The sequence below is a fragment of the Neorhizobium sp. T6_25 genome (genome assembly GCF_002968555.1).
Classification (GTDB): Bacteria; Pseudomonadota; Alphaproteobacteria; order Rhizobiales; family Rhizobiaceae; genus Neorhizobium.
In genome coordinates this window covers 1-1271 of the sequence record NZ_PVBL01000064.1, presented here as the reverse complement: position 1 = coordinate 1271, position 1271 = coordinate 1, and the positions used below count along the sequence as shown (strand labels likewise).

At 59.6% G+C, this 1271-nt stretch carries 1 protein-coding gene; it reads left to right on the top strand.

Annotation, left to right across the window (positions count from 1 at the left end; genetic code table 11):
- The first annotated feature begins 63 nt into the window (after positions 1-63).
- A protein-coding gene (locus C5L10_RS33325; protein WP_105433210.1) for an IS3 family transposase occupies positions 64-1253 on the top strand; the annotation gives its coding sequence in 2 pieces (ribosomal slippage) (positions 64-316 and positions 316-1253; 1191 coding nt in all).
- The last annotated feature ends 18 nt before the right edge of the window (positions 1254-1271 follow it).

The following is a 1271-nucleotide window of genomic DNA, read 5'->3' as shown; positions in this document are numbered from 1 at the left end:
TGACCTGCCACTGAGAATTTCCTCCAGAATGGATTAGAGTCCGGCCCATTAAAGGACGGACGAATGAAGAAGCAGCGATTTACGGAAGAGCAGATTATCGGTGTGCTGAAGGAGCAGGAGGCTGGCGCGAAGGCGGCCGACCTCTGCCGCAAGCACGGGATTTCAGAAGCAACGTTTTATAACTGGAAGGCCAAATACGGCGGCATGGAAGTCTCCGAGGCGAAGCGGCTGAAGGCGCTTGAGGACGAGAATACCAGGCTAAAGAAGTTGCTGGCCGAGCAGATGCTGGATGCAGCCGCACTCCGCGAGCTTCTTGCAAAAAAATGGTAGGGCCTGCCGCCAAGCGTGAAGCCGTCACGCATCTGAAGGCCGTCATGGGTCTTTCGGAGCGTCGGGCCTGCCAGATCATAGCCGCCGACCGCAAGACGATCCGTTATCGGTCCAGTCGACCGCCGGAGGTCGCACTGCGCAAGAAACTGCGCGACTTCGCCAACGAGCGGCGGCGTTTCGGCTACCGTCGGCTGTTCATCCTGCTTCGGCGGGATGGAGAGCCGTCCGGTGTCAATCGCATATACCGTCTTTATCGCGAGGAAGGGCTTTCCGTTCGCAAGCGAAAAGCCCGGCGGCGTGCTGTCGGCACGCGTGCACCGATCCTGGTCGAGGCGAAAGCCAATGCCCGCTGGTCGCTGGATTTCGTCCACGACCAGTTCGCCTGCGGCAGACGCTTCCGGGTGCTCAATGTCGTTGATGACGTGACGCGCGAATGCCTGGCAGCGATCCCGGACACGTCTATCTCCGGTCGGCGTGTCGCCCGAGAACTGACGATGCTGATCGAACGACGCGGCAAGCCCGGAATGATCGTCTCCGACAACGGCACCGAACTCACGTCGAATGCCATTCTCGCTTGGTCGAAGGATCACAAGGTCGAGTGGCACTACATCGCGCCGGGCAAGCCAATGCAGAACGGCTATGTCGAGAGTTTCAACGGTCGGATGCGCGACGAGCTGCTCAACGAGAGCCTGTTCTTCGGTCTCGATCATGCCCGCAGCGCCATCGCTGAATGGGCTGAGGATTATAACCATTTACGGCCGCACTCATCGCTCGGATACCAAACCCCGGCTGACTATGCCGGGTCCATCGCCGCAACCGGCTCCAACGCTGCGCAAGATGAAAGCTTCGCGTTTCCGCCGGTTGCTCCCACCGCGCCATTTGGCGTATTCAAAGCCGCCGAGGCTCTAATCGCAGTCGGATGAAAGTTCAGTGGCAGGTCA